At 74.8% G+C, this 21,685-nt stretch carries 19 protein-coding genes and 1 tRNA gene; 13 read left to right on the forward strand and 7 right to left on the reverse strand.

Features of this window, described 5'->3' with window-relative positions; genetic code table 11:
* Nucleotides 1-140: 140 nt before the first annotated feature.
* Genes ACJTNH_RS17865 through ACJTNH_RS17875 form a run of 3 tightly spaced genes read right to left on the reverse strand, consistent with a single transcriptional unit; the run spans nucleotide 141 to nucleotide 4,245 of the window.
* Complete coding sequence (locus tag ACJTNH_RS17865) at nucleotides 141-1,661, reverse strand: carboxyl transferase domain-containing protein (protein WP_458178081.1); 1,521 nt, start codon at nucleotides 1,659-1,661, stop codon at nucleotides 141-143.
* Nucleotides 1,658-2,896 carry a CaiB/BaiF CoA transferase family protein gene (locus ACJTNH_RS17870; protein WP_458178083.1) on the reverse strand — a complete coding sequence of 413 codons (1,239 nt, stop codon included), beginning with the start codon at nucleotides 2,894-2,896 and terminating at the stop codon, nucleotides 1,658-1,660. Before ACJTNH_RS17870 ends, ACJTNH_RS17865 begins: the two co-directional genes overlap by 4 nt.
* Nucleotides 2,897-2,910: 14 nt before the next feature.
* On the reverse strand, nucleotides 2,911-4,245 hold the full coding sequence (locus ACJTNH_RS17875; RefSeq protein ID WP_458178085.1) for an SLC13 family permease: 1,335 nt from the start codon (nucleotides 4,243-4,245) through the stop codon (nucleotides 2,911-2,913).
* 125 nt (nucleotides 4,246-4,370) lie between these two features.
* Here ACJTNH_RS17875 and ACJTNH_RS17880 point away from each other — a divergent pair, with 125 nt between their 5' ends.
* Nucleotides 4,371-5,078, forward strand: a complete 708-nt coding sequence (locus ACJTNH_RS17880) for a FadR/GntR family transcriptional regulator (protein WP_458178087.1) — start codon at nucleotides 4,371-4,373, stop codon at nucleotides 5,076-5,078.
* Here ACJTNH_RS17880 and ACJTNH_RS17885 read toward each other — a convergent pair.
* Nucleotides 5,070-5,651, reverse strand: a complete 582-nt coding sequence (locus ACJTNH_RS17885) for a 5-formyltetrahydrofolate cyclo-ligase (RefSeq protein ID WP_458178089.1) — start codon at nucleotides 5,649-5,651, stop codon at nucleotides 5,070-5,072. The two genes, ACJTNH_RS17880 and ACJTNH_RS17885, sit on opposite strands and share 9 nt — an antisense overlap.
* Nucleotides 5,652-5,677: 26 nt before the next feature.
* Between ACJTNH_RS17885 and ACJTNH_RS17890 the strand changes: the two genes are divergently transcribed.
* From ACJTNH_RS17890 to ACJTNH_RS17910, 5 genes are all read left to right on the forward strand, one after another.
* Nucleotides 5,678-6,619, forward strand: coding sequence for a UTP--glucose-1-phosphate uridylyltransferase (locus ACJTNH_RS17890; RefSeq protein ID WP_458178091.1), 942 nt, complete (start codon nucleotides 5,678-5,680; stop codon nucleotides 6,617-6,619).
* 111 nt (nucleotides 6,620-6,730) lie between these two features.
* Nucleotides 6,731-8,218, forward strand: coding sequence for a molybdotransferase-like divisome protein Glp (gene glp / locus ACJTNH_RS17895; protein WP_458178093.1), 1,488 nt, complete (start codon nucleotides 6,731-6,733; stop codon nucleotides 8,216-8,218).
* A gap of 67 nt (nucleotides 8,219-8,285) precedes the next feature.
* A complete protein-coding gene (locus ACJTNH_RS17900) occupies nucleotides 8,286-8,837 on the forward strand; it encodes a GNAT family N-acetyltransferase (protein ID WP_458178149.1) in 552 nt (183 codons plus the stop codon).
* A 230-nt stretch (nucleotides 8,838-9,067) separates the two neighbouring features.
* Entirely contained in the window at nucleotides 9,068-9,787 is a 720-nt protein-coding gene (sepX, locus tag ACJTNH_RS17905) for a divisome protein SepX/GlpR (protein ID WP_458178095.1), read from the forward strand.
* Between the two features lie 75 nt (nucleotides 9,788-9,862).
* A tRNA-Ala gene (locus ACJTNH_RS17910) sits at nucleotides 9,863-9,936 on the forward strand.
* Nucleotides 9,937-10,083: 147 nt separating this feature from the next.
* Here the strand turns inward: ACJTNH_RS17910 and ACJTNH_RS17915 are convergent.
* On the reverse strand, nucleotides 10,084-11,607 hold the full coding sequence (locus ACJTNH_RS17915) for a dolichyl-phosphate-mannose--protein mannosyltransferase (RefSeq protein WP_458178097.1): 1,524 nt from the start codon (nucleotides 11,605-11,607) through the stop codon (nucleotides 10,084-10,086).
* Nucleotides 11,608-11,712: 105 nt separating this feature from the next.
* Between ACJTNH_RS17915 and rsmI the strand changes: the two genes are divergently transcribed.
* Nucleotides 11,713-12,552, forward strand: coding sequence for a 16S rRNA (cytidine(1402)-2'-O)-methyltransferase (gene rsmI, locus ACJTNH_RS17920; protein WP_458178099.1), 840 nt, complete (start codon nucleotides 11,713-11,715; stop codon nucleotides 12,550-12,552).
* Nucleotides 12,553-12,613: 61 nt separating this feature from the next.
* Here rsmI and ACJTNH_RS17925 read toward each other — a convergent pair whose 3' ends face one another.
* Together ACJTNH_RS17925 and ACJTNH_RS17930 are read right to left on the reverse strand one after the other, a co-directional pair.
* Complete coding sequence (locus ACJTNH_RS17925) at nucleotides 12,614-13,486, reverse strand: endonuclease domain-containing protein (RefSeq protein ID WP_458178101.1); 873 nt, start codon at nucleotides 13,484-13,486, stop codon at nucleotides 12,614-12,616.
* A 130-nt stretch (nucleotides 13,487-13,616) separates the two neighbouring features.
* Nucleotides 13,617-14,717 (reverse strand): magnesium and cobalt transport protein CorA, encoded by a 1,101-nt coding sequence (locus ACJTNH_RS17930; RefSeq protein ID WP_458178103.1) that lies wholly within the window; start codon nucleotides 14,715-14,717, stop codon nucleotides 13,617-13,619.
* A 230-nt stretch (nucleotides 14,718-14,947) separates the two neighbouring features.
* Between ACJTNH_RS17930 and ACJTNH_RS17935 the strand changes: the two genes are divergently transcribed.
* The 6 genes from ACJTNH_RS17935 (at nucleotide 14,948) to rsmA (ending at nucleotide 21,661) form a co-directional block, all read left to right on the forward strand.
* Nucleotides 14,948-15,607 (forward strand): hypothetical protein, encoded by a 660-nt coding sequence (locus ACJTNH_RS17935; RefSeq protein WP_458178105.1) that lies wholly within the window; start codon nucleotides 14,948-14,950, stop codon nucleotides 15,605-15,607.
* A gap of 47 nt (nucleotides 15,608-15,654) precedes the next feature.
* Complete coding sequence (gene metG, locus ACJTNH_RS17940) at nucleotides 15,655-17,475, forward strand: methionine--tRNA ligase (protein ID WP_458178107.1); 1,821 nt, start codon at nucleotides 15,655-15,657, stop codon at nucleotides 17,473-17,475.
* A gap of 91 nt (nucleotides 17,476-17,566) precedes the next feature.
* Nucleotides 17,567-18,451 carry a TatD family hydrolase gene (locus ACJTNH_RS17945; protein WP_458178109.1) on the forward strand — a complete coding sequence of 295 codons (885 nt, stop codon included), beginning with the start codon at nucleotides 17,567-17,569 and terminating at the stop codon, nucleotides 18,449-18,451.
* A 56-nt stretch (nucleotides 18,452-18,507) separates the two neighbouring features.
* Nucleotides 18,508-19,341: a hypothetical protein gene (locus ACJTNH_RS17950; RefSeq protein WP_458178111.1), complete on the forward strand. Its 834-nt coding sequence runs from the start codon at nucleotides 18,508-18,510 to the stop codon at nucleotides 19,339-19,341.
* A gap of 356 nt (nucleotides 19,342-19,697) precedes the next feature.
* Nucleotides 19,698-20,798 carry a ubiquitin-like domain-containing protein gene (locus ACJTNH_RS17955; protein ID WP_458178113.1) on the forward strand — a complete coding sequence of 367 codons (1,101 nt, stop codon included), beginning with the start codon at nucleotides 19,698-19,700 and terminating at the stop codon, nucleotides 20,796-20,798.
* Nucleotides 20,765-21,661, forward strand: a complete 897-nt coding sequence (rsmA, locus tag ACJTNH_RS17960; RefSeq protein ID WP_458178115.1) for a 16S rRNA (adenine(1518)-N(6)/adenine(1519)-N(6))-dimethyltransferase RsmA — start codon at nucleotides 20,765-20,767, stop codon at nucleotides 21,659-21,661. The genes ACJTNH_RS17955 and rsmA overlap by 34 nt, the downstream gene beginning before the upstream one ends.
* The last annotated feature ends 24 nt before the right edge of the window (nucleotides 21,662-21,685 follow it).

The raw sequence follows: 21,685 nt of genomic DNA on the forward strand, positions 1-21,685 counted from the left end.
GAACTCAACGGCCGACCCCGCCAGACCCTCGGCTGGCGAACCCCCGCCGAAGCCCTCAACGACCTACTCTCACCACCTCAACCAACAGGTGATGCAACGACCGCTTGAACTCACCTGACCTGATCACTGCTGCCCGGGCGTCAGCGGCCCAGGTGGCGCCAGCGGCGGGTGCGGGCGCGCATCCGCTCGACGTCGTCCCGGCCGAGCAGCCCGGCCAGCTCCTCGGCGAGCACCCGGCCCAGGCGCTGGCAGAACTCCACCGGCTCGTCGGCGGCGTCGGGCCGCTCGGGCACCACCCGGTCGACGATGCCGTCCCGCCAGAGGTCGGTGGCCCGCACGCCCTGCGAGGCGGCCAGCTCGTCGGCCCGGTCGACGGTGCGGTGCACGATCGCCGAGGCACCCTCCGGAGGCAGCGGGCCCAGCCAGCCGTTGGCGGCGGCGAGCACCCGGTCGGCGGGCACCAGCGCCAGCGCGCCACCGCCGGTGCCCTGCCCGAGCAGCACGGCCAGCGTCGGCGCCTCGAGCATCACCAGGTCCTGCAGGCAGCGGGCGATCTCCCCGGCCAGCCCACCCTCCTCGGCGGCCACCGACAGCGCGGCACCCGGGGTGTCGATCAGGGTGAGCAGCGGCAGCCGCAGCTCCGCGGCCAGCCGCATCCCGCGGCGGGCCTCGCGCAGCGCGCCCGGGCCCAGCGGCGCCGACAGCGACTGCCCGCGCCGGTCCTGGCCGAGCACCACGCAGGGCGCGCCGCCGAAGCGGGCCAGCGCGATCAGCAGCCCCGGGTCGGACTCACCCGCGCCGGTGCCGTTCAGGGTGACGACGTCGGTGGCCGCGGTGCGCAGCAGCTGCCGCACCCCCGGCCGGTCCGGACGGCGGGAGGCGGTGACGACGTCCCAGGCGCTGCGGCCGTCCTCCGGGTCGTCGGCGTCGGTGCCGTCACCGGCGACCGGTCCCTCGACCTCGCCCTGCCGGTGCCAGGTGGAGCGGGCGGCCAGCACCCGCAGCGCCCGGTCGGCGACGTCGGCGATCTCCTCGTGCGGCACGACGCCGTCGATCAGCCCGTGCGCGGCCAGGTTCTCCGCGGTCTGCACGCCCTCGGGGAAGGGCTCGCCGTAGAGCGCCTCGTAGACCCGGGGCCCGAGGAAGCCGACGGCCGCGCCGGGCTCGGCGATGGTCACGTGCCCCAGCGAGCCCCAGGAGGCGAGGACGCCACCGAACGTCGGCCCGCGCAGGTAGACGAGGTAGGGCAGCCCCGCCTCCTTGTGCCGGGCGATCGCCGCGGTGATCCCGATCATCTGCAGGAAGGCGACCGTGCCCTCCTGCATCCGGGTGCCGCCGGAGACGGGCGCCGCCAGCAGCGGCAGGCCCTCGTCGGTGGCCCGCTCGACCGCGGCCATCAGCCGTTCGGCGGTGGCCACCCCGATCGACCCGGCCAGGAAGCGGAACTCCCCGGCGACGACGGCCACCCGCCGGCCGCGCAGCCGGCCCTCCCCGGTGACGACCGCCTCGTCCTGGGAGCTCTTCTCCGCGGCCCGGGCGAGCTCCGCGGCGTAGTCGTCGTCGATCGCGCGGGGCGGCACCGGGGTGTCCCAGGAGGTCCAGGACCCCGGGTCGAGCACCAGGTCGCGCAGCGAGCGGGCGTCCAGCCGGGGGGCGCTCACGTCGCGTGCCCGTCCTCGACGTCGCCGCCCTCGCCCTCGGGCTGCGGCACACCGTCGGCACCGGACAACCAGGCGCGGATCGCGGCGCCGTCGGCGCCGAGCACCGGCGGCGGGGTGTGGTCGCGCCGGGTGGTCTCCACCTCGCCGTCCGAGCCGGGGGCGAAGAAGCGCAGCGGGGGACCGGGCAGCGTCAGCGGCCCGGCGGTCGGGTGGTCGACCGAGATCGCCAGGCCCTGGGAGAGCGTCTGCTCCCAGGCGTACACCTCGTCGAGGGTGCGCACCTTGCCCGCCGGGACGCCGGCCGCGGCCAGCCGGGCCAGCAGCTCCTCGGCCGGGATGTCGGCGAACGCGGTCTCCAGCAGCTCGATCACCCGGTCGCGGTTGCCGACGCGCTCACCGTTGGTGGCCAGGCCGGGAGCGTCGGCGTCGAAGCCGAACTCGGTGCACAGCCGGCGCCACAGGCCCTCGCTGCCGCAGGACAGCTGCACGCTGCCGCCGCCGGCACAGCGGAACAGCCCGTACGGGGCGATCGAGGGGTGGTGGTTGCCCTGCCCGCGGTTGACCTTGCCGCCGACCGTGTAGGCCGTGCCCTGGAAGGCGTGCACGCCGACGACGGCGGCCAGCAGCGAGGTGCGCACCACCTGGCCGCGGCCGGTCCGCTCCCGCTCGATCAACGCGGCGAGCACGCCGTAGGCGCCGTACATGCCGGCCAGCAGGTCACCGATCGGGACGCCGACCTTCTGCGGGTCGTCCGGGCCCGAGCCGGTGAGCGACATCAGGCCGGCCTCGCCCTGGGCGATCTGGTCGTAGCCGGCCCGCTGCCCCTCCGGGCCGTCGTGGCCGAACCCGCTGATCGACAGCTGCACCAGCCGCGGGTTGAGCTCGGCCAGCACGTCGGTGCCGAAGCCCAGGCGGGCCAGCGTGCCGGGCCGGAAGTTCTCCATCAGCACGTCGGCGCGGCGCACCAGCTCGGTCAGCAGCGCCTTGTCGCCGTCGTCCTTGAGGTCGAGGGTGATCGACTCCTTGTTCCGGTTCGCGGAGAAGAAGTAGGTCGACTCCCGGCCCTCGGGGGTGTCGACGAACGGCGGCCCCCAGCCGCGGCTGTCGTCGCCGCTGCCGGGGCTCTCCACCTTGATCACCCGGGCGCCGAGGTCGCCCAGCATCATCCCGGCGTGGGGCCCGGCGAGCGCGCGGGTCAGGTCGACGACGAGCACGCCGTCCAGGGGTCCGGTCATTGGTTCCTCTTCCTCTACATCCAGCCGGGCACGACGAACACCAGCCAGGCCACCAGCGGCCCGACGGCGACGACGATCCCGGAGTAACCGAGCATCTGCTTGTAGAACCGGTCGCGGTCGACGTCCTGGGCGTTGGCCAGCACGAGCGCGCCGTTGGTGGAGAACGGGCTGACGTCGACGATCGTCGAGGCCACGGCGAGGGCGGCGACCACACCGACCGCGCCGATCTCGCCGGCCATCAGGAACGGCACGGCGAGGGAGATCGCGACGCCGATGATCGCCGTCGAGGAGGCGAACGCCGACACCACGGCGCCGATGTAGGCCAGCAGCAGGGCGACCAGCAGCGGGCTGCCCAGACCGGTGACGCCCTCGCCGACGTAGGTGATCGTGCCGGCCTCCTGGAGCACGAAGACGAACGTCAGCACCCCGGCGATCAGCAGCACCGTGGACCAGCTGATCTGCATGACCGCACCCTTGTGCCGGGCCGCGGAGAACAGCGCCAGCACGGTGGCGATGGTGATCGAGACGAAGCCGATGTCCAGGTCGAACGCCAGGGCCAGCACGGCGAGGGTGGCCAGCCCGACCAGGGTCAGGACCTGCTCGGCGGTCACCCCGGTCGCCGGCTCGCTGCCGCCACCGGTGTCGGCGGACGCGGCGGCGCCGTGCCCGCGCACCTCGCTGCTGCGGTCGCCGGTGCCGACCAGCTCCCGCTCCTCGGCCTCGATCTCGTCGCCCACCCGGCGGCCGAGCAGCTGGCGCCCGCCGAAGACCAGGAAGAGCACGACGGCGATGGCCAGGTTGAAGAAGAGGCTGGCCAGGAAGATCGTCAGCGGGCTGCCGGGCAGGCCGTTGTCGTCGACGATCCCGTTCACGGTGACGCCGTAGACGCTGATCGGGGAGAACCCGCCGCCCTGGGCGCCGTGCACGACCATCATGCCCATCAGCAGCGGGTTGATCCGGTGCTTGGCGGCGAAGCCGAGGGCGATCGGCGCGATGATCGCCACCGCGGCGGGGGAGAGCGCGCCGATCGCGGTCAGTGCGGCCGTGACGGCGAACATCACCCACGGGATGAACGCCACCCGGCCGGCGACCAGCCGCACGGCGCCGCGCACCAGCAGGTCGACGGTGCCGTTGTTCTGCGCGATGGCGAACAGGTAGGTGACGCCGATCAGCGTCAGCACCAGTCCACCGGGGAAGCCGGCGATGATGTCGTCGGTGGTCAGCCCCACCGCCAGGGTGCCGACCAGGAACGCGGCCACGAAGGCCAGTGCGCCCATGTTGATCGGCAACGCGGTGGCGACGGCGAAGATCGCCACCAGCGCGATGATCGAGATGACCTCGGGTGACACGTGTGGGCTCCTGCTTCTCGGGTTGAGGTCGCGGCCAGCTGCCAGTGACCCGGAGCACTGTGTCAGTGGCTGAGCCTCTGCGCCAGTCGGTACTGTGTGCCGGGTCACGTGGGCGAGGGGGTGTCGTGAGCAGGACCGCTGGGCCGGCACCGCTGCGCCGCAACCGGCTCTACGAGCAGGTCGTGCAGCAACTGGTGGCGTGGGCCGCCGAGGCGGGTCTGGGCCCCGGTGACCGGCTGCCGCCCGAGCGCGACCTCGCCGCCCGGCTGGGGGTCAGCCGGGCGACCGTGGCCCAGGCGCTGGTCGCCCTCGAGGTCACCGGGGTGGTGTCGGTCCGGCACGGCGACGGGACGGTGCTGCTGCAGGCACCCCGCACCGACGCGGTGCTCGCCGCGCTGCGCACCCGCCGCGACGACCTGGGCGACGTGATCGAGGCACGTGCCGCGCTGGAGGTGCGGCTGGCGGCGCTGGCCGCGCGGCGGCGCACCGACGCCGACCTCGCCGAGATCGACGCCGCGTTGCAGGCGATGGCCGACGACGTCGCGACCGGTGGCCGCGGGCTCGACGGCGACGAGCGCTTCCACGCCGCGGTCACCGCCGCCGGGCACTCCCCGCTGCTCTCCCGGTTGATGGCCGAGATCAGCGACCTGGTGCGGGAGAGCCGGATCGAGTCCCTCGCCCAGGCGGGCCGCCCGCAGCGGTCGCTGGCCGGCCACCAGCGGATCGCCGACGCCGTCCGGGCCGGCGACCCCCAGGAGGCCGCGGCGGCGATGACCGCGCACATCGAGCTGGTGTCCGACGTCCCGCTGCTCGGCGGTGGGGCCTCAGGCTGAGCCCAGCCGGCGCCACCCGCCGGACGGGGTCACGACCGCGCTCACCGGCCGGTCGTGCTCGCCGGCCGGCAGGTGCCCGACGACCTCCTCGTCGAACACCACCGCCACCAGGAGCGCGTCCGGCCGGGCGTGCGGCAGCGCCCGGTCGTACCAGCCGCCGCCGCGGCCCAGCCGCGTGCCGTCGGCCGCCACCGCCAGCGCCGGCACCAGGACGACGTCCGCGGTGGCCAGCGTCGCGGGCGGCAGGGACGCGCCCGGCGGCTCCAGCAGGCCGAAGCGGCCGGTGGTCAGCGCACCCGTCCACCACGCCCAGTGCAGCTGGCGGCCCCGGGCGGGCACCACCGGCAGCAGCACCCGACCCGGGAGCGCGGCGGGCAGCCGGCCGTGCCCGGGCTCCTCGGCCAGCGGCACGGTGGCGGCGACGACGCCGTCCGCGGGGAGGTGCTCGGCCAGGGCGGCGGCGAGAGCGTCGGCGGCGGCTGCCCGCGCCTGCGCCGTCCGGCTCGCACGGCCGGCCAGCAGCGGTGTGCGCAGCGTCGCCTTGGCTCTCACCAGCTCGGGGGAGTCGGGCACCTGGCCAGGCTAGTTACGCTCCGGACATGTCGAGCCCGTCCGCCGATCGCCAGCCCATCACCAAGGCCGTCATCCCGGTCGCCGGGATGGGGACCCGTTTCCTGCCGGCCACCAAGGCCGTCCCGAAGGAGCTGCTGCCGGTCGTCGACCGGCCCGCGCTGCAGTACATCGTCGAGGAGGCCGCCCGCGCGGGCCTGGGCGAGGTGCTCATGGTGACCGGGCGGAACAAGGGCAGCATCGAGGACTACTTCGACCGCACCCCCGAGCTGGAGACGGCGCTGGAGGCCAAGGGCGACCAGTCCCGGCTGGACGCCGTGCACGAGTCCACCGAGGTCGCCCAGGTCTTCTTCGTCCGGCAGGGCGAGGCCAAGGGGCTGGGCCACGCGGTCCTGCAGGCCGCCGCGTTCGTCGGCGACGAGCCGTTCGCGGTCCTCCTCGGCGACGACATCATCGACGCCCGCGACCTCCTGCTGGAGCAGATGCTCGCCGTCCAGGCCGAGCACGGCGGCGCGGTCATCGCGCTGCTGGACGTCGGCGCGGACAACATCTCCAAGTACGGCGCGGTCGCCGTCGAGGACGCGCACGTGTCCGGCGACGCCGCCGGGGACCAGGTGTTCCGGGTCACCGGCATGGTGGAGAAGCCCCCGGCCGACGAGGCGCCGAGCACGCTGGCCATCATCGGCCGCTACGTCCTGCCGGCCGACGTGTTCGAGGCGATCCGGCAGACGCCGCCCGGCCGCGGCGGGGAGATCCAGCTGACCGACGCGCTGCTCAAGCTGGTCGAGGACGGCGTCCCGGTGCACGGGGTGGTGTTCTCCGGCCGCCGGTACGACACCGGGGACAAGCTCGACTACCTCAAGGCGGTCGTCCGGCTGGCCGCCGAGCGCCCGGACCTCGGCCCGGAGTTCGGCCCCTGGCTCAAGGACTTCGTCGCCGACCTGCCCGCCGAGGGCGCGTCGCCCGCCTGACCGGCGCCCCCAGGGGGCACCATCGGGGCCAGGTCCGTCGATCGGCGGCCGCGTCCGGCACCGGCCGGGCGCCGGCGGAGCCCGGTGACGGTGGTGACGACGGTGGTGGGGATGAGCGACGACAGCACACGCGGGTGGTTCGGGAGCGGTGGCCGGGACACGACCCAGCTCGACCTCGGGCAGGGGTCGCTGGTGCCCGCACCGCGGGACAACCAGCTGATCTCCGCGCCGGCGCCGCAGGTCACGCACGACACGGTGCAGGTCGACCGGGCGGTCTTCGCCTCCGACCGGGTGCCCTCCCCGGCCATCGCCACCGGCGACCGGTCGCCGGACCCGATGGCCGACACCGGCTCGGTCGACGTCTCCGGGGTGCGGCTGCGCACCGTGGAGCACCACCTGGACGAGATCCTCGCCGTGGTGCCGCAGCCGGCCCCGATCGAGCTCGCCGTGCTGGACGCCCAGGGCCTGCTCTGCGCCGAGCTGGTCACCAGCCAGCGCTCGCTGCCCGCCTTCGACCAGGCCGGCCTGGACGGGTACGCCGCCCGGTCGGCCGACATCGCCACCGCCACCGTGGAGACCCCGGTCGACCTCGCGGTCGTGGGGGAGAGCCTGGCCGGTTCCGGTGAGGCCACCTCGATCAGCGACGGCCTGGCGCAGCGGGTGGCGGTGGGCGCGATGCTGCCGGCCGGCGCCGACGTCGTAGTCCCGGCGGCGTGGACCGACCAGGGCGCGGCCCGGGTGCAGGTCTACGCCGCGCTCGCGCCGGGCAGCTACGTCCGCCGCATCGGGGACGACGTCGCCACCGGCGACACGGCGGTGCAGATCGGCACCCCGATCGGCCCGGCCCAGATCAGCCTGCTGGCCGCCGTCGGGCGGGAGCGGGTGGCCGTGCGGCCGCGCCCGCGGATCGCCGTGCTGTGCGCCGGGGACGAGCTGGTCGACGTGGGTGCGACCGTCGGGCCGGGGCAGCAGGTCGACGTGAACAGCTACGCGCTGGCCGCCGCGGCCCGCGACGCGGGGGCCGAGGCCTACCGGGCCGGGATCATGCCCAACGACCGGCGGCGGATGGTCGAGCTGCTCGAGGGCCAGATGCTGCGCAGCGACGTCGTGCTGATCGCCGGCACCTTCGCCAACGGCGGGCCCGACCTGCTGCAGGAGGCGCTCGCCGAGCTGGGGGGCCTGGAGTTCAGCCAGGTGGCGATGCACCCGGGCCCGGTGCACGCCTTCGGCCGGCTCGGCCCCGACGGCGTCCCGGTGATCTGCGTGCCCGGTGAGCCGGTGGCCGCACTGGTGGCGTTCGAGGTGTTCGTCCGGCCGGCGATCCGGCTGATGCTGGGCAAGCGCCAGCTGTTCCGGCGCACCGTGCAGGCGGTGTCGGCACAGCAGCTGCTCTCGCCGCTGGGCTACCGGCAGTACCTGCACGGCCAGGTGATGCGGCACCCCGACGGCGGGTACGTGGTCGAGCCGATCGGCGACGGGGACCAGGCGATGCTGGCGCGGATGGCGCGGGCCAACTGCCTCATCGTGGTCGACGAGGACGTCACCGAGGTCTCGGCCGGCGGGCTGGTCACCGTCATGCCGATGCTGCTCGGGGGCTGAGCTGGAACCGGCCCCGCACCCGGGGTGGCCGGCCCAGCTGAGCTGGGGGCCGGTCGAGCTGACCCCGCTGCGCCGCGGGGACGCCGCCCAGTGGGCCCGGCTGCGGGTGGAGAACGAGAGCTGGCTGGCGCCGTGGGAGCCCTCGGTCGGGGTCTCCTGGTCGGCCCGGCACACCCCGGCGGCCTACCGGGCGATGCGCCGGGCGTCGTCCCGCCGGGCCCGGCTGGGCATGTCACTGCCCTTCGCCCTCCGCTACGAGGGCCGGCTGGCCGGTCAGGTCACCGTCGACAACATCGTCCGGGGCGCGATGCGCTCCGGGCACCTGGGCTACTGGGTCGACCGGGCGGTCGCCGGCCGCGGTGTCGCGTCGCTGGCCGTGGCCCTGGTCTGCGACCACGCGTTCGGACCGGTCGGGCTGCACCGGCTGCAGGCCGACATCCGGCCGGAGAACCGGCCCAGCCGACGGCTGGTGGAGCGGCTGGGGTTCCGTCAGGAGGGGTTGTTCCGCGACTACCTCGACATCGACGGGGCGTGGCGGGACCACCTCGGCTACGCCCTGCTCGCCGGGGAGCACCCGGGCGGGGCGCTCGCCCGCTGGCGGTCCCGCAGCCCGTCCTGACCAGCCGGGAGTACGCACAGCACCTGCCCGCTGACCACCCGTTACCGCTCCGAGACCAGCGGTGAACGCCGACACGCCGATGTGTCGCGCGGACGCGCCGACACACCGGTGGACGTCCCGGTCATCGGCAGTCCCCGCACTTACCTTGACTCCCGAGTGACTGATGTGACTCGTGGTGCCCCAGGGAACGGGGCCCTTCCGTTGTGCCAGGGATGGATCGAGGTGTTGTGATGGGTTCGGGCGTGCTGCTGGCCGCTCTCGTCGTGCTGTGGTTCGTGGTCCTGGTGCCGATGGTGGTCACCCGTGGCGACGGGCACGCGCGGACGAGCGCGGCGGACTCGGGGCGGACCCTGCAACGCCGCCGCCCCGTGGACCCCGTCGTCCACGCGGAGACCGAGCGGGTCACCATCGACCGCGCCCTGCTCCGCAGCCGCGGTGAGCTGCAGGTCGACGTGCACGCGGTGCGCCGTCGCACGCTGGCCGGGCTGGTCGCCCTCGCCGTCCTGGCGCTGGTCGGCGCGCTGGCCTACCGGTCCTGGCTGTGGGCGCCGCAGGTGCTGCTCGACCTCGCCGTCGTCGGCTACCTGATGGTCACCAAGGCCGCCGCCGACCGGGAGCGCCGTGCTGCCGCCCGGCGGGCCGCCCGGGCCGCGCAGCGTCCGCCGCGTCCCCGGCCGGTGCCGCACCACGTGCCGGCCCAGCGCCGGGCAGCCGAGCGCCCGGCGGCACCGGCGGTCAGCCCGGAGCCCGTCGTCGCCACCGAGACCGGGCCGGTGCACCCGAGCCTGCCGCTGGCGCCGGTGCACCCGCTGCGGCCCGGACGCGTCGTCGCCGCACGCACCCCGGCCCCCGAGGGCTGGCAGCACAGCGCCGTCGTCGGGCTGGACGACGACGACATCGGCTTCGCCGACATCGACGTCTACTCGCCGGCGCGGGTCGTCAACGGCTGATCGGACCGGGCCGACCCTCCGGCGCTGCCCCCGTGGCAGCGCCGGAGGGACCGGGCGGTAAGCTGCTCGACACAAGGGGCTGTGGCGCAGTCCGGTAGCGCACCTCGTTCGCATCGAGGGGGTCAGGGGTTCAATTCCCCTCAGCTCCACCCTTGTCAGGCCGGGCCCTCGGGCCCGGCCTGACGCGTTCCCGGGGTGCAGTGAGCCGCCGAACGGTCACCCGGGGCCCGGTCACCACCACGTCGTCGTGCGTCCGCTGCGGGACGGCGCACGCCGTCGTCCGGGGAGCGGGCGGCTCAGAACCAGGAGGGGAGCCACATCCGCTGCAGCCACTCCGGGTGCGACAGCGGCTGCCCGGTCAGCACCGGGTAGAAGAAGACGAAGGTCATCGCCACGACCGCGACGTAGAGGCACACCACGCCGAGCCCGACGTTGCGGCGCAGCGCCGAGGCGGTGGCCGGGCCGAGGGCGTCCTGGAGCACCAGCACGATCGCCAGCACGAAGAACGGCACGGCCGGGGCCATGTAGAAGATGAACATCGTCCGGTCGAGGTTGACGAACCAGGTGAGCCAGCCCGCCGCGATGCCGGCGGCGGCGACGACGGCGGCCTGGTCGCGGCGGGCGACGATCCGCCAGAGCAGCCACAGCATCGCCGGGGCGAAGGCGAACCACAGGGTCGGCGTCCCGACCATCAGGATGTAGCGCACCACCTGGTCGCCCGCGGCGTCGGTGAGCCCCTGCGGGTTCCACAGCAGGATCGGCCGGCCGTCGACCAGCCACGACCACGGGTTGGACTCCCACGGGTGCGGTGAGGACAGGCCGCTGTGGAAGTCCAGCCACTCGCCGTGCATGTGCCACAGCGAGCGCAGCGCGTCGGGCACGAACCCGAAGGCGGTGTCCGGGTGCTGGTCGGCCCAGTGCCGGCCCTGCGCGTTCTCGCCGCGGAACCAGCCGGTGAAGGTGGCCAGGTAGGTCAGCACCGGGACGGCGGCCAGCGCCCAGGCCGCGCCGGGGAGACCTCGGCGCAGCGCCACCACGGTGGGCCGGGGCACCCCGGCCGCCCGCCAGGCCGCGCGGTCCCACCACAGCGACAGCACGGCGAACGCGGCGAGGAAGTACACGCCGCTCCACTTGACCCCGCCGGCGCAGCCGAAGAGCACTCCCGCCGCGATCCGCCAGCCGCGGGGACCGAGCGCGAAGCCGGTCGCGGTGACCCGGTCGGCGCCGTCCCGGACCCGCTGGCGCACCTGGTCCCGGTCGACCACCAGGCAGGCCACCGCCGAGATCACGAAGACCTGCAGGAAGACGTCGAGCAGGCCGATCCGGCCGAGGCTGAAGGAGAAGCCGTCGAGTGCGAGCAGCAGGCCGGCGAGCAGGCCGAGCAGGGTCGAGCCGGTGAGCCGCCGGGCCAGCCGGGTCAGGACGACGACGGCGACCGCGCCCGCGACCGCGCTCGGTACCCGCCAGCCCAGCGAGTCGTAGCCGAACACCTGCTGACCCACCGCGATCAGCCACTTGCCCAGCGGCGGGTGGACGATGAACGTGTAGCCGCGGTTGTACTCGTAGCCCAGCTCCCGCAGCTCGGCGGCCTCGGGCGGGTAGTAGGCCTCGTCGAAGACCAGGTCGGCCGGGTAGCTGATGTCCCACAGCCGGGTGGCCAGCGTGGCCAGCCCGAGCAGCGCGGTGAGCACCGCGGCCAGCGTCCGGTCCGACGGCAGCTGCGGGGTGGGCTGCCGGCGGGGCCGGGGCAGCGGCGGGAAGCGACGGTGCGGGGTCTCCTCCGGGGCCGACTCCGTGCGTTCCGGGACCAGCACCGCCATGCGGGCCAGGGTAGACAAAGGACCTGCCTGCCCCCCGGCACTCGCACGCTCGTACCGGGCCCCTGCAGGCAGGCCGGGGCGACCGGGCGTGACAGGCTCGACGCCATGACCGGACGACTCGTGCTGGGTGGTGCACCGCTCGGGCAGCCGGGGGACGTCGGCCCGCGGCTGCGGCAGGCGATGGCCGACGCCGACGTCCTGGCGGTCGAGGACACCCGGCGCCTGCACCGGCTGGCCAACGACCTGGAGGTCACGCTCACCGGCAAGGTCGTCACCTTCCACGAGACGGTCGAGCGCTCCCGGCTGCCCGGGCTGGTGGCGGCGATGACCGAGGGCCGCACCGTGCTGCTGATCACCGACGCCGGGATGCCCTCGGTGTCCGACCCCGGCTACACGCTGGTGCGCGCCGCGATCGAGGCGGGCATCGAGGTCACCTCGGTGCCCGGGCCGTCGGCCGTCGTCACCGCGCTGGCCGTCTCCGGGCTGCCGTGCGACCGGTTCACCTTCGAGGGCTTCCTGCCGCGCAAGGGCGGGGAGCGGCGCTCGGCGCTGACCGCGCTGGCCGGCGAGCCCCGGACGATGGTGTTCTACGAGTCGCCGCACCGGCTGGCCGACGCCCTCACCGACGCGGTGGGCGCCTTCGGGCCGGAGCGGCCGGCCGCCGTCTGCCGCGAGCTCACCAAGACCCACGAGGAGGTGCGCCGCGGGTCGCTGGCCTCCCTGGCCGAGTGGGCCGCCGAGGGCGTGCGCGGCGAGATCACCCTGGTGGTCGCCGGGGCGGTGGCCGGCCCGGCGACGCTGACCCCGGCCGAGCTGGCCGCCGAGGTCGCCGCCGAGGAGGCCGCCGGCGCCGACCGCAAGGAGGCGATCCGGTCCGTCATGGCCCGCACCGGCCTCCCGAGACGCCAGGTCTACGACGCCGTCGTGGCCGCCAAGACCCCCTGACCCGCCCCGCCGCGCGCGCCGTTGTGCACCGGATGTCGGTCCTGGGCCGGCCGACCGACGTTCAGCGCACAGAGCCGAGTGCGGCGGCGATCCGTGCGACCAGTCGTCCCGGGTGGTGCAGGTCGGTCGCCGTCACGAAGAGGACGCGCCACCCGGCTGCCGTCAGCCGGTTGAGGCGTTCGCGGTCACGCGCGAACTGGCCCGGTTCGCTGTGCCAGAGCCCGTCGTACTCCAGCGCCACCCGCTGTACGGGCCAACCGAAGTCCACCCGGGCGACGACGCGGCCGCCGTCCACGACGCGGAACTGGGCGACCGGCGCCGGGAGACCGTGGTCGCCGATCAACAGGCGCAGCCGGGACTCCTGCGGGGACTCGGCGAGCCCGTCGGCCAGCGCCACGGCCTGCCGCGCGCGACGGCACCCCGGTCCGTCGACCGTGCCGGCCAGCCAGCGCACCTCCTCGAGGTCGGCTCCGGCGAGCACGACCAGCTGGTCGACGGCGGCCACGGCGTCGACCCGGGGCAGCGCCGCGGCCAGCCGCACGGCGGTCGCCTCGGGCGTCGTCAGGTGCACTCCCCGATGCCGGACGACGGTGCGTTCCTCCATGTCCGCACGCCGGACCCGGAGCCCGGGCACACGCACGGGGTGGCGGCCCGGCCAGCGGGTGATCTCCACGTCCTCGTCCGCCGAGCCGAGGGGGACTCCCCACAGGGTGGCCGCGCTGACCCCGGTCACCACGTCGTCCGGCAGGAGCAGGCGACCGGCGGCGATGGCCCGCACCCCGTGGGTGACCGGGACGTCGTGGTGCACGTAGACGTCCGGGAACAGGCGTCTCCAACAGCTCCGGCGCAGTTGTGCCGAGGTCAGCGCGCCGCCCCGGACGGCCTCGGAACCCCGGAAGGGGGAGTGGCGGAGGTGGTCGGGCACGGCGAGCACACCCGCACCCTGCCGCCCCAGCGCCAGACCTCGGCTCCGTCGTCCACAGCGCCCCGCCGCTGTGCACCTGCTGTCGGTTCGTCAGCGCCGAACCGACGTCTCGTGCACAGCGGCGGGCGAGCCGATGGGGTCAGAGCCAGCCGGTGCGCTTGAAGCCGCGGTACAGGGCCAGGCAGGCGAGCAGCATCGCCAGCAGCGCGGCGGGGTAGCCCCAGCGCTCGTCGAGCTCGGGCATGAACTCGAAGTTCATCCCGTAGATGCCGGCGATCGCGGTGGGCAGGGCGATGATCCCGGCCCAGGCGCTGATCTTGCGCATGTCCTCGTTGTCGGCCAGCGAGGTGCGGGCCAGCGACGCCTGCAGGATCGAGGTGAGCAGCTCGTCGAGGCCGGTGACCTGGTCACGGACCCGCAGGGCGTGGTCCTGCACGTCCCGGAAGTAGGAGCGCATCGCCTCGGGCACCAGGTCGTTGGGCCGGTCGACCAGCGTGGACAGCGGCAGTTCCAGTGGCAGCACCGCCCGGCGCAGCTGCATCAGCTCCCGCTTGAGCTGGTAGATGCGGCCGCTGTCATCGGTGCGGGCCGGGCTGAACACCGAGGTCTCCACCTCCTCGACGTCCTCCTCGACCGCGTTGGCGACCACGAGGAAGTCGTCGACGACGTGGTCGGCGATGGCGTAGAGGACGGCGGACGGGCCGTTGCAGAGCAGGTCCGGCTGGCCCTCCAGCTGGGTGCGCAGCCGACCGAGCTCACCGTGCGTGCCGTGCCGGACCGTGATCACGTGGTCGGCGCCGACGAACACCATGATCTCGCCGGTGATCACCACCTCGCTGGTGGCGGTCAGCTGCTCGTGCTCCACGTACTGCGCGGTCTTGAGCACCATGAACATCGCCTCGTCGTACCGCTCCAGCTTCGGCCGCTGGTGGGCGTAGACGGCGTCCTCGACGGCCAGCGGGTGCAGCCCGTAGTGCTCGCCGATCGCGGTGAGCTCGGCCTCGGAGGGCTCGTACAGGCCCAGCCAGACGAAGCCGCCCTGCTCGCGGGCCACCCGCAGCGCCTCGGGCGGGGCGACGTCCAGCCGCTCACCGCGCACGTAGACGGCGCAGTCGACCACCGGGTCGCCGCCGTCCCTCGGTGCGGTCACCTCGCGCGGGACGTTGGCCGGACGGGGTCGCAGGGTCTGCGGGAGGGCCGCGGGGGTGTTCTGGCTGGTGGTGCTGTGGGTGTCGGTCACCGGTCCTCCTCGGGTCTGTCGGGGTCCAGCATCCCCGCCGGCCCGTGCACGGCACGCGCCCGCCGGGTGGCGAGCGACGCTGGCCGATCCAGATGATCACCAGCCGGACGGCGTCCCGCACCTCCGCCCGGTCTCACCCCGGGGGGTGAGGGCCGCCCGGTCACCCCTCGGGGTGAGCGGCCGACGAACCGACCTGATCGGTGACACCCGTCATCGGTCAGGAGAACACCGTGCCCACCGCCGTCCTCGACGACGTCCGCCTCGCCCCCGTCGCGCCGCAGCCTGCCGTCGCGCGTCCCCGGCGGATGCCGGTGACGGTCGCGGCGGCCGGGCTGCTCGCCGTCCTCGAGTCCGTCGGGCTGCTGGCGATCGGGCTGACCGGCCTGGACGGCGTCTTCGGGGTCGGCGCCCGCCCGTCCGGGGCGCTGGTCGCCGGCACCCTGCTGCTGCTCGCCGGCTGGGTCGTGCTGGCCGCCGGCGGTGGCGCGAGCCTGGTCGACGGGGCCGGCCGGCGCCTGCTGGTCGCGCTCGCCTGCGGGGAGATCGTCCTGCTCGCCGTCCTGGTGGTCGCCGGGCTGCTCGGTGCCGACGGCGTCTGGCTGGTCGCGGTCGGCCCGCTCGGCGCGCTGCCGGTGCCGGCGCTGGCGCTGCTCGCGCTCGCCGTCCCGACGGGGAAGCTGCTGCTGGCCGGCGCGCCGTCGGCGGGGGAGTGGGTGCGGGCCGGCGGCCGGCCGCGCACGGCGCGCCCCGCGCCGGTGGTGCGCCACCGCGCGCTCCGCGGGGTCACCGTGGCCTGCATCGGACTGGCCCTCACCGGGACCGCGGTGCTCGGCGCCCCGGCCGACCCGGCGACCTCCCCGAGCACCGTCGCCGTCACCGAGGCGCCCTGAGCAGTGCGGCGGCGAACGGGCTGGACGCAGGTCACTACCCTCAGGCCGTGACAGATCGGCACATCCTCACCGCCGTCGCGTGGCCCTACGCCAACGGCCCGCGGCACATCGGGCACGTCTCCGGGTTCGGCGTCCCCTCCGACGTCTTCAGCCGGTTCCACCGGATGTCCGGCGACCAGGTGCTGATGGTGAGCGGCACCGACGAGCACGGGACGCCGATCACGGTCGCCGCGGACGCCGAGGGCATCACCCCGCGGCAGATCGCCGACCGCAACAACCGGGTCATCGTCGACGACCTGGCCAGCCTCGGGCTCAGCTACGACCTCTTCACCCGGACGACGACGGTCAACCACCGCTCGGTGAGCCAGGAGATCTTCCTCGGGCTGCTGAAGAACGGGTACGTCTTCCCGCAGACCACGCTGGGCGCGATCAGCCCGTCGACCGGGCGCACCCTGCCCGACCGCTACATCGAGGGCACCTGCCCGATCTGCGGCTACGACGGCGCGCGCGGTGACCAGTGCGACAACTGCGGCAACCAGCTCGACCCCACCGACCTGATCAACCCGGTGAGCCGGATCAACGGCGAGACGCCGAGGTTCGTGGAGAGCGAGCACTACTTCCTCGACCTGCCGGCGTTCACCAAGGCGCTGGGCGACTGGCTGGCCACCCGCAAGAGCTGGCGGCCCAACGTCCTCAACTTCAGCGTGAACCTGCTGGAGGACCTCAAGCCGCGCAGCTACACCCGGGACATCGACTGGGGCGTGCCCGTGCCGCTGGACGGCTGGCGCGACCGCAACGACAAGCGGATCTACGTGTGGTTCGACGCCGTGGTGGGCTACCTGTCGGCGTCCATCGAGTGGGCCCGCCGCTCCGGTGACCCGGAGGCGTGGCGGCAGTGGTGGCAGTCGCCGGACGCCGACGCCTACTACTTCATGGGCAAGGACAACATCGTCTTCCACTCCGAGATCTGGCCGGCCCAGCTGCTCGGCTACAACGGGGCGGGCGACAAGGGCGGGACGCCGGGCTCCTACGGGGCGCTGAACCTGCCCACGGAGGTCGTCTCCAGCGAGTTCCTGACCATGGAGGGGCGCAAGTTCTCCTCCTCGCGCAACGTGGTCATCTACGTGCGCGACTTCCTGGCCCGCTACGACGCCGACGCGCTGCGCTACTTCATCGCGGTGGCCGGGCCGGAGAACCAGGACACCGACTTCACCTGGGCGGAGTTCCTGCGCCGCAACAACGACGAGCTCGTCGCCGGCTGGGGCAACCTGGTCAACCGCACCGTGTCGATGGCGGCGAAGAACGTCGGCGCCGTCCCGGCCGCGGGCGACCTGACCGACGCCGACCGGGCGCTGTTGGCCACCACCTCGGGCGCGTTCGCGCCGATCGGCGAGCTGCTGGGCCGCAACCGGCAGAAGGCCGCGGCCACCGAGGCGATGCGGGTCGTCGGGGAGGCGAACAAGTACCTGTCGGACCAGGCGCCGTGGAAGCTCAAGGAGGACCCGGCCCGCCGGGACACCGTGCTGCACACCGCGCTGCAGGCGATCAAGGACTGCAACGCGCTGCTGACGCCGTTCCTGCCGCACTCCGCGCAGCAGGTGCACGAGCTGCTCGGCGGCACCGGCACCTGGTCGGTCGCGCCGCAGGTGGTCGAGACCGAGGACCTGGACGACGGCTCGCCGTACCCGATCATCACCGGGCCGTACAGCGAGGGGCAGGCCGTCTGGGCGTCCACGCCGCTGCCGCCCGCGGGCACGCCGCTGGCCGCGCCGAAGCCGGTGTTCACCAAGCTGGACGAGTCGATCGTCGCCGAGGAGCTGACGCGGCTGGAGGAGAAGGGCACGATCAGCACGGACGGCGAGGCGTGACCCCCGCGACGGCCGTGTCGACCGACGTGGCCGCGGGGGTCGGGCCGTCGCGTCCCGCGGGACCGGCCATGCCGGCGAACACGGCCGCGTCGTGAGCCGGTCGGCGTCCTCGCGGGCGAACCGGCGGGGCGAACCGCCGCCGTCGCCGGAGCCGCTGCCGGCGCCGGCGGTCGACAGCCACACCCACTTCGACATCGCCGTGGGTGGGGAGGACCGGACGCCGACCGAGGACGAGGTCGACGAGGCGATCGCGGCCGCCGTCGCGGTCGGGGTGCCGCGGCTGGTGCAGGTCGGGGTGGACGTCGCCTCCTCCCGCTGGTCGGCCGAGCTCGCCGCCCGGCACCCGAACGTGCTGGCCGCGGTGGCGCTGCACCCCAACGAGGCCGGCGCGGGCGCGGCGACCGAGCAGGCGCTGGCCGAGATCGACCGGCTCGCCGCGCAGCCGCGGGTGCGGGCGGTGGGGGAGACCGGGCTGGACCGGTACCGCACCGGGGAGGACGGCTGGGCCGCGCAGGATGCCTCCTTCCGCGCGCACATCGACATCGCCAAGCGGCACGGGATCGCGCTGGTCGTCCACGACCGGGACGCGCACGACCAGGTGCTCCAGGTGCTGGAGGACGAGGGTGCGCCCGAGCACACGGTGCTGCACTGCTTCTCCGGGGACGCCGGGTTCGCCCGGGCGTGCGTCGAGCGGGGGTACGTGCTGTCCTTCGCCGGCATGCTGACCTTCGGCAACGCCGGGTACCTGCGGGAGGCGGCAGCACTGACCCCGCTGGACCAGCTGCTGGTGGAGACCGACGCGCCCTTCCTCACGCCGGCGCCGTTGCGCGGCCGGCCGAACTCCGCCCGCCTGGTGCCGCACACGGTGCGGGCGCTGGCCGAGGTCACCGGCGTGCCGCTGGAGCAGCTGTGCGGCGCTCTCACCGCCACCGCCGAGCGGGTGTTCGGGCGCTGGGAGCAGCAGACCGCGCAGTAGCGGCCCGTGCGCCCGGGGGCCGCCGCCTCCGCACCGATCCGGGGCACACTGGGGGCGTGGGCCGCCTCATCGCCGTCGTCCTCTTCATCGCCCTCATGGCCCCAGCCGCGCTGCTGGCCCGGGGCTGGTCGCACGCCTCGGCGCGCCGGGGCGCCGCCGCGGCCGGGGTCGAGTTCGTGCCGGTCACCCCGTCGGCGACCGGGTACCTGGACCGGCAGGCCGTGCACGGGCGCCGGCTGCGCCGGCTGGGGCTGCTGGCGGGCGTGGCCGCCGTGATCACCACGGTGGTGCTCTTCGCCGAGGCCTCGGTGTTCCTCTGGGTCCCGGCACTGGGCACCGGCCTGCTCGCCGGGGTGCTGCTGGCCGAGGTCACCCGGCCGCGGGCGCGCTGGGCGCTGACGAGTCCGGCCCGCCGGCCCCGGCGCGGTGAGCAGATCTCCCTGTGGCTGCTGTGGACGATGCGCGCAGCCGTCGCCGGCGTCGTGCTGAGCACCGTGTGGCTCGCCGACGAGCTGGGCCGGGCGCTGACCGTCACCGCGCTCGCGGTCCCGCTGGTGGGCTGGGTGCTGGCGGAGCTCGCGCTGGCCCGGGTGCTGCTGCGCCCGCTGCCGGCCGAGGGGGCCGACGTGCCGGTCGACGAGGCACAGCGCACCTGGACCGCGCACCTCGTGGTCGGCGCGGCGAGCGTGCTCGCGCTGCTGCCGCTCGGCGCGCTCCTGCTGCGTGCGGCGATCGACCTCGACGACCGGGTCACCTCCGACGGCGCGGGCCTGCTGCCGGTGGCCCTGGTCGCCGGCGGCTTCTCCGCGCTCATCGCCGGGGTGCTGGTCGCCGGGTTCCTGCTCACCTGGCTCCGGCCGGTGCGGCAGACCACCCCCGCACTCGCCTGACGGCCCGCCGTGCCCGATCGAGGGCAGGCCATGCTGTGGGCTTGCCCACGTCGGCCGGCGGCGGGCGGCGCCGTTCGCACCGCGCGCCCATGACGGTGTGTGTCGGCGCGCCTGCGCACAGCTGAGTCGACTTGTTGGTTTCCTTGCCGAGCACCGTTGTCTTCCGTTGGGCGTTCGTTATCGTGTCGTGACCGACCAGCCGGGGTGGGGAACACCCAGGCGACCACCTGCCGGACGGGCTCCACCCCGACCGGCGGCACCGTCGGGCGACACGAGACCGGGCGCCTCCCTCGGGTGGGGTCCGTCGGCTGCTGCCTGCGTTCCCCTGCCCGGGTCCAGTGACCCGTGGATGTGTTGTGCGCCGATCGCTGAAGCTCAGTCTGTTCGCCCTGGTCCTGCTGGGCCTGGTGGGCGGCTCCGCTGCCTACCTTCTCGCCCAGAAGTCGGTGACCCTCACCATCGACGGCCAGGCCCGCGAGGTGAGCACCTACGCCGGCACCGCCGGTGAGGTGCTCGCCGACGAGGGGCTGACGCCGACCGCGCAGGACGTCGTCCTGCCGGCGCTGGACGCCCGGGTCGGTGACGGCGACACGATCGTGCTCAACCGCGCCCGTCCGCTCGCACTGACCGTCGACGGCGTGCGCACCGACGTCTACACCACCGCGCTGTCGGTCGACGGCGCGCTGGCCGAGCTCGGCTACCGGGCCGAGGAGCTGGTGCTGTCCACCAGCCGCAGCGATCGACTCCCGCTGGACGGCATGGAGCTGGCCGTCACCACCAGCAAGGACGTCACGCTGATCGCCGACGGGCAGCAGCGGGTGGTCACCACCGCCGCGGCCACCGCCGGCGACCTGCTCGCCGAGCAGGGCATCGCCCTGTCGCCCACCGACCGGACCTCGCTCTACCCGCAGCAGCCGCTGCTCGACGCGATGGTCCTGCGGGTCACCCGCGTGCAGGTCACCGACGTCACCGAGGTGCAGACGGTCGACTACGAGACGGTGGAGACGCAGGACCCCGAGGCCTTCGAGGGCGACCGCACGGTCACCGCCAAGGGCGTCGAGGGGCAGCGGACCGTCACCTGGCGGGTCACCGTCACCGACGGGGTCGAGACCGGCCGCGAGCAGCTGAGCAGCGTGGTGTCGAAGGCGCCGGTGGCCGAGCAGGTCGCGGTCGGCACCAAGGAGAAGCCCGCCGCGCCGGCGGCCGTGGTCACCGCCGACGGGCTGAACTGGGCGGCGCTGGCCAACTGCGAGTCCGGCGGCCGGCCGAACGCGGTCAGCGGCACCGGCAAGTACCGCGGCATGTACCAGTTCTCCACCGGCACCTGGGCCGCGGTCGGCGGCTCCGGTGACCCGGCGGCCGCCTCGGCCGAGGAGCAGACGATGCGGGCCCAGATGCTCTACGCGCGATCCGGTGCCGGTCAGTGGCCGCACTGCGGCTCCCGCCTCTTCGGCTGAGCAGGACGCTGAACACCGTCCCGGAGCAGTCCGACGGGCTGCTGGGCCCCGCGGCCATCCGCGAGCTGGCCCAGCAGCTCGACCTGCGTCCCACCAAGACCCTCGGCCAGAACTTCCTGCACGACGCGAACACCATCCGGCGGATCGTGCGCACCGCCGACCTCACCGAGGACGACGTCGTCCTGGAGGTCGGCCCCGGGCTGGGCTCGCTCACCCTGGGACTGCTCGGTGCGTGCGCGCACGTCACCGCGGTCGAGATCGACCCGCGGCTGGCCGGCCAGCTGCCGCACACCGTGGCCGCCCGGGCGCCCCAGCTGGCCGGGCGGCTGACCGTGGTCACCGCCGACGCGCTGCGGGTGACCGAGCTGCCCGGGCCGGCACCCACGGCCCTGGTGGCCAACCTGCCGTACAACGTCGCCGTGCCGGTGCTGCTGCACCTGCTCGAGCTGCTGCCCTCGCTGCGCACCGCGCTGGTGCTCGTGCAGGCCGAGGTCGCCGACCGGCTGGCCGCCGCCCCGGGCTCCCCGGCGTACGGGGTGCCCAGCGTGAAGGCGGCCTGGTACGCCGACGTCCGGCGCGCGGGCAACGTCCCCCGCCCGGTGTTCTGGCCGGTGCCCAACGTCGACTCCGGCCTGGTCGCGCTGCACCGCCGTCCCGCGCCGCCCGGGGACCGCGCCGCGACCTTCGCGGTCATCGACGCCGCCTTCGCCACCCGGCGCAAGGGGCTGCGCGCGGCACTGGCCGGCTGGGCCGGCAGCCCGGTCGCGGCCGAGGCCCGGCTGCGGGCCGCCGGCATCGACCCCACCACCCGGGGCGAGCGGCTGTCGGTCACCGAGTTCGCCCGCCTCGCCGCCACGACCTAGGACCCCGCGCCGGTCCGGCCGGGC

Source organism: Modestobacter lacusdianchii (genome assembly GCF_054177765.1).